Raw genomic sequence first — 8,571 nt, forward strand, 5'->3', positions numbered from 1 at the left:
CAAGCCTGAAACCCCGAAGGGGCGGCCGCCAGGCCGGGCTTGACCTCCGGCCCGCAGCCCCACAATCCACCCATCGCGGGGATGGCCCCAAAAGATGCCGAACCTCCAAAAGCCCCAACCCCTCCAAAGGCCGCTCCAAAAGCCCGAACCCCCAAACCCCCCGTACGATCCCAACCACGCCCCCGCCCAGAAAAGGACGCCCAAGAAGATGGCGATCGACCCAGCGGTGATCGGCAAGCGCCTCCCCGAGATCAAGGCAGAGATAGAACCGGGCCGCCTCCAGCAGTTCGCGGCAGCGATAGGCGAAACGGACCCGATCTACACCGACCGATCCGCCGCCCGAGCAGCCGGCCACCGAGATCTCCCGGTACCGCCGACGTTCCTGTTCGGCCTAACCCTGCAAGGCCCGGATTCCTTCGGCTTCATGGCCGATCTCGGCGTCGACCTACGCCACGTCCTGCACGGCGAGCAGGGATTCACCTACCACTCCCTCGCCCACGCCGGCGACACCCTGGTGCTCCGCCCGGTGATCACCGACGTCTACGCCAAGAAGAACGGCCAGCTGGAGTTCGTAGTCCGCGAAACCGCCGTCACCCGAGACGACGGCAGCGCGGTGGCGGATCTCAAGGAGGTCCTGATCGTGCGCCACCCGCTAGCCGACGGCTGATCAGCGCGCACCGGCCATCCGGTGATGCCGGGCTTCCGGCTCCAGGACGAAGTCGTAGCCGGCGATGCGTCCCGGCCGCACCGCGACCCGGTCCACCGCCGGTCGCATGCCCGGCGCGGAGACGACCACCGTGACGTACTGCCGGGGCAGGTCGTGCACCTCGTATTCGCCCGAGTTCGAGGTCACCAGGTGCGCCAGCTGACCGCCGGTCGGGTCGGTGACTGTCACGATGGCGCCGGGCACCGGCTCGCCGCCAGCGGCCCGCACGGTGCCGGCCAGGGTGTGGTGGTGCTTGGGCTGGGGCGCTTCGATCGCCGGGTCCACCACGACTTCGCTGTCGTCCTCGTGCTCGTAGGTGCCCGCGGTGGTCACCGCTTCCGGGTCCGCGGCCTTCTTCCGCCTCATGCGCAGCTGGTTGAACACCACCAGCAGGACGCCCAGCGCGCACCAGGCGACCAGGCCGAGCACGGCGGGCAGGGCTCCCGCGCCGTTGAAGTACAGGACGCCGCGCATCGAGTCCACGGCCTGCCCGAGCGGCAGGAACCGGTGCAGCGACTGGAAGAACACCGGCACCAGTTCCTTCGGGATGGCGCCGCTGCTGGAGGGCATGCTCAGCAGCACGAACAGCCCCATGGCCACGCCGGGGATGAACTGCTTCACGAACGGCACGAGCCCGAACGTCGTCCACGCGACCGCCTGGGTGAGCAGGAAGCCGATCAGCATCAGGACCGGTTCGTCGTAGATCACGTCCATCGACAGCGCGGCGGAGTAGCACACCACGGAGGCGAACGCGCCGACTCCGGCCAGCGCCAGCAGTTTCTGCCGGGTGGTCAGCGCGGCGCGCAGCAGCATCATCACCGTGATGTAGGGCGGGATGTTCATCGCCAGCAGGACGTAGAAGAGGCCGGTGCCCATGACGTCGCCGGGCGCGGCCGGGGCGAGGTCGACGAGCGCCAGGTGGTGACCGCCGGCCGTGGCGATCGGGGTGAACACCTGCTGCAGCACCATCATCAGCGCCGAGCCGTTGGCCTTCGCGTAGAACAGCTGCCCGTCCGCGGGGTCGTAGGCGGCGACGGCCTGGCGCTGCAGGATCGCGTCGCGCGCGCCTTGCTCGTCGGGTACCGCGGTGACGTCGATGCCGCCGGGCATCGCTTGGGCGAAGGCGGCGTCGAGGTGCTGCGCCGCCTGGTCGCCGACCACCGCCACCGGCATGTTGTGAGGCGCCGGGGCGTGGAAGGGCAGCAGGTAGCACACCATGAATCCGACGATGAAGAACATCGGGAACCACAGCGCCGATGCCAGGGTGCGCACCAGTGAGCTCGGCTGTGCCTCGGTCAAGAAGCCTCCTCACGACGGGACGGGGGTGCGGCGCTGCACTGGTTCGGATCGCCCGGCCGAGGGCGAGAACTACCCCATTGACGGTTAGCGACCCTAACTTATTTCTGCAGTCTGTGCAAAAATGCGCGGGTGCAACATCGGTTTGCCGGAGATGCCGGAAACCGGGCACTAGGCTGAGACGGCCGCCCCGACGAGAGAAACGGACGCCCCCCGGATGGCCAGGACGACGGCCGCGAGCAGCGCGGATGCCGAGCGGGCGTGCGGGCTGCGCGAGCGCAAGAAACGGGCGACCCGGCAGGCTCTGCAGCAGGCGGCCGTCCGGCTGTTCCTGGACCGCGGCATGGACGCGGTCACCGTCGAGGACATCTGCGCCCGCGCCGAGGTCTCCCCGCGCACCTTCTTCAACTACTTCACCGCGAAGGAAGAGGTGCTGGTGCCCTGGGATCCGGAGAGCGTCGCGAGCACCGCGCGGCGAATCCTGGCCCAGCCCGCCGAGCGCTCGCCGCTGCAGGTGGCGCACGTCGCGCTCGGCGAGGCCATCGACGCCGCGATGGCCGCGCCCATCTGGCGCGACCAGGCGCGGCTGCTGCGCGACCACCCCGAGGCGCTGCGCCGGATCGTGCTCGCCTCGCGCGCCCTGGAGGCCGCGCTCGCCGACGGCCTCGCGCAGCGGCTCGGGCGGGACCGCGCGGACCGGTACGTCCGGCTGCTGGCGGCCACCTCGATCACGGCGATGCGCAGTTCGATCCAGTCCTGGCACGAGGCCGACCCGGACACCGACCTGCACGACTTCCTGGACGAGGCCTTCGACCTGCTGGGCCGCGGCCTGCCACCCGGCTGACCGGTCCCCCTGCGCCCGACCGAAAGGACCGCGATGGCCGACGAACTCGCCACCCTCCCGCAGCGACCGGACGACGCGCGCCGGCAGATCGCGGCCCGTCTGGCCCGGTTCCGCACCAGGCGAATCCCGTTGCAGGGCCGCCGGGCCGCGGCGGTCGCGATCACCCTGGCCAGCGACGGCGGCGAGCTGGGCATCTGGCTGACCCGCCGGGCGGCGACGCTGCGCGCACACGCGGGCCAGTTCGCGCTGCCGGGCGGGCGGCTCGATCCCGGCGAGGACGCACGGCAGGCCGCGCTGCGCGAACTGCGCGAGGAGCTGGGCGTGGCCGCGCGGGAGCAGGACGTGCTGGGTCGGCTCGACGACTACGCGACGCGCTCCGGTTACGTCATCGCGCCGATCGTGGTGTGGATCGGCTCCGCGCCGGAGCTGTCGCCGAACCCGGACGAGGTCGCGCGGGTGGACCTGGTGACGCTGTCCGAGCTGGACGTCGCGCCCCGGTTCGTGGCCATCGCCGAGTCCGACCGGCCGGTCATCCAGCTGCCGCTGCTGGACACCCTCGTGCACGCCCCCACGGCGGCGGTCCTGCACCAGTTCCGCGAGGTCGTGCTGCACGGCCGGGACACCCGCGTCGCCGACCTGGAGCAACCGGTCTTCGCCTGGCGCTGACCTGCTTTCCCGCCCTGGCAGGCGCACTGCGGGCGTAGCCTGGAGCGCGGAGGGATTGCCGGGAGAAACGATGCGACGCGGGCGCACGCGCACGCTGTTCGCAGCGGCGCTGATCCTGCTCGCGGTGTTCGGCACGGCCGCCTGCGGCCTGTTCTCGACGCCGCGCGCCGGGTCCCCTGCGCCGCCGGAACAGCAGCCCGCCACCAGCGGCACCGCCCCGCCGTCCGCCGGGATCCCGCCGCCGGGCCCGCCGGTGCTCGCGGTGAAGATCGACAACGTGGCCGATGCCCGGCCACCGGTCGGCATCGGCGCCGCCGACGTGATCTACGTCGAGCCGGTCGAGGGCGGTTACAGCCGCTTGCTGGCGATCTTCGCCTCGCACCAGCCGCCGACGATCGGGCCGGTGCGAAGCGCGCGGGAGACCGACACCGTGCTGCTCCCCCAGTTCGGCCACCCGACGCTCGCGTACTCCGGTGCGGCTCCCGAACTGCTGCCGCTCATCGCGGCGGCCCCGGTGACCGACGCCTCCGACGGGCACCAGCCCGCCGCCTACACCCGCGACGAGTCGCGCACCGCCCCGCACAACCTGTTCCTCGACCCGGCGAAGCTGCCGCCCGGCGCGCCCTGGCCGGGCCAGAACCGGATCGTCGCCGGGCCGGCCCCCGCCGGCGGCACGCCGACGGACCACTACGAGGTCACCTTCCCCTCCGCCACCGTCGGCTTCCAGTGGTCCGAGGCGGAGCACCGGTGGCTGGCCTCGATGGACGGGGCGCCGTTCGCGTCGGTCGACGGCGGGCGGCTCGGCCCGCCGACGGTGGTGATCGAGCGGGTCAAGGTCCGCGAGTCGGCGATCCGCGACGCCGCGGGCAACCCGTCCCCGATCGCCGAAACGGTCGGCAGCGGCGCGGTCTCGGTGCTCCGCGACGGGCGATCGTTCGAGGGCACCTGGTCCCGGCCCGCCCCCGATGCCGCGGCCACCTACACCGGCCCGTCGGGCGAGCCGCTGCTGCCCGCGCCCGGTCAGGTCTGGATCGTGCTGACGCCGTGAGCGCAATGGACCCGATTCGGCTCTTCCTGTGCGGCGACGTGATGCCAGGTCGCGGCGTCGACCAGATCCTGCCGCACCCCGGCGATCCGGGCCTGCACGAGGCGTACCTGCACGACGCGCGCAGCTACGTCGCGGCGGCCGAGGCGCGCAACGGCCCGATCACGAAGCCCGTCGGCTTCGCCTGGCCCTGGGGCGGCGCACTGCGCGCCCTCGACGTCGCCGCGCCCGACGTGCGGGTGATCAACCTGGAATCCAGCATCACCTGCAACGGCGAGTTCGCCCCGGGCAAGGGCGTGCACTACCGGATGAACCCGGCGAACGTGGGCTGCCTGACCGCCGGGCATCCGGACGTCTGCAGCCTCGCCAACAACCACGTCCTGGACTTCGGCCGCCGGGGGCTCGACGACACTCTCGACGCGTTGTCCGGGGCGGGTCTGCGCTGGGTGGGCGCCGGGCACGACGCGGCGGAGGCGCGCCGGCCGGCGGTGATCGGCACGCCGCGCGGCCGGGTCGTGGTCTTCGGCTACGGCGCCGCGTGCAGCGGCATCCCGGCGAGCTGGGCGGCGACCGCGAAGCGGTCGGGCGTGAACTTCCTGCCGGACCTCTCCGACCGGCGCGCCGCCGAGATCGCCGGCGAGATCCGCGAGCGGACCCGGCCCGGCGACATCGTGGTCGTCTCGCTGCACTGGGGCACGAACTGGCAGTACCGCGTCGGTGCCGGCCAGGTCCGCTTCGCGCACCGGCTGATCGACGGCGGCGTGCACGTGGTGCACGGGCATTCCTCGCACCACCCACGACCGATCGAGATCTACCACAACCGGCTCGTGCTCTACGGCTGCGGCGACTTCATCGACGACTACGAGGGCATCCCGGGCTACGAGCAGTACCGCGACGATCTGCGCCTGCTGTTCTTCGCGTCGCTGGACGCGGGCGGCGAACTCGTCGACCTGCGCATGCTCCCGATGCAGGCCAGGCAGATGTACCTGCACCCCGCACCGGCCGCCGACGCCGACTGGCTCCGCGCCACCCTGGCCCGGATCAGCGCCGAGTTCGGCACTGATGTGGTGCTGTCGAACGGGGCGCTGCGCGCGCGGCGCCGGGCGTGAAGCGGCCGCCCGGGCGCGGCGGTGGCGCAGCGCTGCGGTACCGTCCCGCATTGTCCATATAGGACGACCTCACGAAGGAGCGCCCCCTGGCATGGCCCGCACCGACGCCCCGGCACGCCGCAGGCGCCGGGTCATCCGGATGGATCAGAGCGCTGCCCGGCAGCACCCGCCGCGCCGCCGCCGCGGCTACACCCTCCGGTTCGACATCGGCGGCGTCACGGGCCACCTGACCACCAACGCCTACCCGGACGGGAAGCTCGGCGAGGTCTGGGTGAGCGTGGAGCAGCAGGGCAGCCCGCTCAGCGGCTTCCTGGACAGCCTGTTCGCCGCCGTCTCGCTGGGGCTGCAGCACGGCGTGCCGCTGGAGACCTACGTGGCGAAGTACGCCGGCATGCAGTTCGAGCCGCGCGGCCCGGTGTCCGATGCGGACATCGTCTACGCCCACTCCTTCCCGGACTACGTCTTCCGCCGCCTGGCCCTGGACTACCTGGACGCCCCGACGTGCACCCGACTCGGCATCGCCGGTGGCCCGACCGAGGAGTAGCCCGGGCAAACGAGTGATGATCGTTGTGCGGCCCGGATAGCCCTTTGTACCTTTCGTCTTGCTAACCGAATCTTGCTCGCTGCATGCCACGGCATTCAGGAGGACGGATGTCCCAGCACGCACCGCTCCGGCCCCGCAGGTGGTTGTTCGGTTCGGCGGCGTTGGCCACGGCGCTCGTGGTCGGGCTCACCGCGCAGACCTCGCCGGCGACCGCCCAGGGCGGACCCGGTGACCTGCGGTCCTGGGAGCGGGCGCTGCAGCGGGAGGTCGATGCCGACAGCGCGGCGCGGATGAGCGAAGCGATGTCCACCTACCCCGGCCGGGTCGGCACCGAAGGCGCCGAGCGCAGGGCGAACTACTCGGTGGACGAGCTGACCAGGTGGGGCCTGAACGCGAGGCTGGAGAGCTACAGCGTCTACGCCTCGGTGCCGCAGCACATCGCGGTGACCATGACCGGCCCGCAGCGGCGGGAGCTGGAGGTGAAGGAACCTCCTTACCCCTGGCACGAGAACTTCGAGGACGTCGTCGTCGGCTACAACGCCTATTCGCCGGCCGGGCAAGCCATCTCGGACGTCGTCTACGTCAACTACGGCCTGCCGGACGACTACGCGCGGCTCGCCGAGATGGGCGTCGACGTCCGGGGCAAGATCGTGCTGGCCCGCTACGGGCAGAGCTTCCGCGGGGTGAAGTCGAAGGTCGCCGAAGAGCACGGCGCCGCGGGCGTGATCCTGTACTCCGACCCCGCGGACGACGGCTTCACCCGGGGTGAGGTCTACCCGGACGGGCCGTGGCGCAATGCCGACGGCATCCAGCGCGGCAGCGTGCAGTACATCTTCCAGTACCCGGGCGACCCGCTCACGCCGGGCAGACCGTCCACACAGGGCACCCCGCGCCTCGATCCGCCGGACGCGGAGAACATGACGAGCGTGCCGACCACGCCGATCTCCTACGGCCAGGCACAGCACCTGCTGGCCGCGCTGCAAGGCCCGGAGGCGCCGGCCGAATGGCAAGGCGGCCTCGACCTGACCTACCGGGTGGGCCCCGGGCCGACCCGGGTCGACCTCGACCTGGACATCGACTACCGGCAGATCCCGGTCAACGACGTGATCGTCGAGATCCCCGGCTCGAAGCACCCGGAGCAGAAGGTGGTCCTGGGAGCGCACTACGACTCCTGGACCTACGGCACCAAGGACGACGTGTCGGGGTGGACGACGCTGATGGAAGCGGCGCGGGCGCTGGCCGAACTGCGCGACCGCGGCTGGCAACCGGAGCGGACCATCGTGCTGGCCGGCTGGGACGGCGAGGAGTACGGGCTGCTGGGCGCGACCGAATGGGTCGAACAGCACCGCGCCGACCTGCTGGAGAACGCCCTGGTGTACCTGAACATGGACGGCGCGGGCGGCGGCAAGGACTTCTCCGCGGGCTCGGTCCCCGCGCTCGACGCGGTGCTGGCCGACATCGCCAAGGACGTCCGCGATCCCGAGCACGGCACGCTGTACCGGAACTGGCAGCAGGCTTCGGGCGAGCAGAACCCGGTGCCGGACCGGCTGGGCAGCGGCTCGGACTACACGCCGTTCCTGGACCACCTCGGCATCTCCTCGGCCGAGTTCGGCACGTCGACGCCGAGCGGCGAGTACCACAGCGCCTACGACGACCTGCGCATGATGCGCGAGTTCCTCGACCCCGGTTACCGGTACCACGAGGCGTCCGCCGCGTACGCGGGCACTTTCACGTTGCGCATGGCCGGTTCTGACATAGCGCCGATGCTCTACTCCGACTACGCGACAGCGGTCGAGGGCCACCTGCGGGACCTGGACGAGAAGCAGGCCGGCGGCCAGGTCGTCGACCTCTCCCCCGCGTACGCCGCGGCGCGGGAATGGCACGCGGCGGCCAAACGGCTGGAGGACGAAGCGCACGGCGCCCGCGGCGAGCGCGCCGACGCCATCAACGACGCGCTGATCGCCCAGGAACGCGCGTTGACCCAGCAGGAAGGCCTGCCGGGCCGGGACTGGTACAAGCACATGGTCTACGCGCCGGGCCTGTACACGGGTTACGCGGTCCAGCCGCTGTCGGCGATCGACGACGCGATCACCGGCCACGACCCGGCAACGGCCGAGAAGTACCGCGACCTGCTCGTGGATTCACTGCACGAGGCCACCGAAGCGGCACGAGGAGCCGTGGCGTAGCGGTTCGACCCTGCGGCCCGCCTTCCCAAGGGGAGGCGGGCCGTCTGCGATCGATCCACGAAGGACATCCGCGCCGGGCACTAGTAGTACTTCGTTAAGTCTTGATCTTGTTGGTGGGCATGCTTCATGATCTTGGTGTGGATCTTGGTGCGGTGGAACGTCTTCGGGGCGAGTT

At 71.5% G+C, this 8,571-nt stretch carries 8 protein-coding genes; 7 read left to right on the forward strand and 1 reads right to left on the reverse strand.

Features of this window, described 5'->3' with window-relative positions:
* Window positions 1-208 precede the first annotated feature (208 nt).
* Window positions 209-667 (forward strand): MaoC family dehydratase N-terminal domain-containing protein, encoded by a 459-nt coding sequence (locus AC07FN_RS45150; RefSeq protein WP_478401252.1) that lies wholly within the window; start codon window positions 209-211, stop codon window positions 665-667.
* Here the strand turns inward: AC07FN_RS45150 and AC07FN_RS45155 are convergent, their stop codons facing one another.
* Window positions 668-2,005: a carboxypeptidase regulatory-like domain-containing protein gene (locus tag AC07FN_RS45155; protein ID WP_478401253.1), complete on the reverse strand. Its 1,338-nt coding sequence runs from the start codon at window positions 2,003-2,005 to the stop codon at window positions 668-670.
* Between the two features lie 214 nt (window positions 2,006-2,219).
* On the opposite strand from AC07FN_RS45155, the gene AC07FN_RS45160 reads away from it, so the two are divergent.
* The 6 genes from AC07FN_RS45160 to AC07FN_RS45185 all read left to right on the forward strand — a co-directional run bounded on the left by AC07FN_RS45160 (window position 2,220) and on the right by AC07FN_RS45185 (window position 8,396).
* Window positions 2,220-2,846 (forward strand): TetR/AcrR family transcriptional regulator, encoded by a 627-nt coding sequence (locus AC07FN_RS45160; protein WP_478401254.1) that lies wholly within the window; start codon window positions 2,220-2,222, stop codon window positions 2,844-2,846.
* A gap of 33 nt (window positions 2,847-2,879) precedes the next feature.
* The gene (locus AC07FN_RS45165) at window positions 2,880-3,512 is read left to right on the forward strand and encodes an NUDIX hydrolase (RefSeq protein ID WP_478401255.1); all 633 of its coding nucleotides are present in this window, start codon (window positions 2,880-2,882) and stop codon (window positions 3,510-3,512) included.
* 70 nt (window positions 3,513-3,582) lie between these two features.
* Window positions 3,583-4,560: a DUF3048 domain-containing protein gene (locus AC07FN_RS45170; protein ID WP_478401256.1), complete on the forward strand. Its 978-nt coding sequence runs from the start codon at window positions 3,583-3,585 to the stop codon at window positions 4,558-4,560.
* Between the two features lie 5 nt (window positions 4,561-4,565).
* Window positions 4,566-5,666, forward strand: a complete 1,101-nt coding sequence (locus AC07FN_RS45175; RefSeq protein WP_478401257.1) for a CapA family protein — start codon at window positions 4,566-4,568, stop codon at window positions 5,664-5,666.
* Window positions 5,667-5,757: 91 nt separating this feature from the next.
* Complete coding sequence (locus AC07FN_RS45180) at window positions 5,758-6,210, forward strand: TSCPD domain-containing protein (protein ID WP_478401258.1); 453 nt, start codon at window positions 5,758-5,760, stop codon at window positions 6,208-6,210.
* Between the two features lie 107 nt (window positions 6,211-6,317).
* Window positions 6,318-8,396, forward strand: coding sequence for a M28 family peptidase (locus tag AC07FN_RS45185; RefSeq protein ID WP_478401259.1), 2,079 nt, complete (start codon window positions 6,318-6,320; stop codon window positions 8,394-8,396).
* Window positions 8,397-8,571 lie beyond the last annotated feature (175 nt).

It is taken from the genome of Saccharopolyspora sp. NPDC045941 (genome assembly GCF_056431445.1).

Coding starts and splice junctions, on each gene's coding strand:
- AC07FN_RS45150 (WP_478401252.1), top strand. CDS start 209: ATGGCGATCGACCCAGCGGTGATCGGCAAGCGCCTCCCCGAGATCAAG.
- AC07FN_RS45160 (WP_478401254.1), top strand. CDS start 2,220: ATGGCCAGGACGACGGCCGCGAGCAGCGCGGATGCCGAGCGGGCGTGC.
- AC07FN_RS45165 (WP_478401255.1), top strand. CDS start 2,880: ATGGCCGACGAACTCGCCACCCTCCCGCAGCGACCGGACGACGCGCGC.
- AC07FN_RS45170 (WP_478401256.1), top strand. CDS start 3,583: ATGCGACGCGGGCGCACGCGCACGCTGTTCGCAGCGGCGCTGATCCTG.
- AC07FN_RS45175 (WP_478401257.1), top strand. CDS start 4,566: ATGGACCCGATTCGGCTCTTCCTGTGCGGCGACGTGATGCCAGGTCGC.
- AC07FN_RS45180 (WP_478401258.1), top strand. CDS start 5,758: ATGGCCCGCACCGACGCCCCGGCACGCCGCAGGCGCCGGGTCATCCGG.
- AC07FN_RS45185 (WP_478401259.1), top strand. CDS start 6,318: ATGTCCCAGCACGCACCGCTCCGGCCCCGCAGGTGGTTGTTCGGTTCG.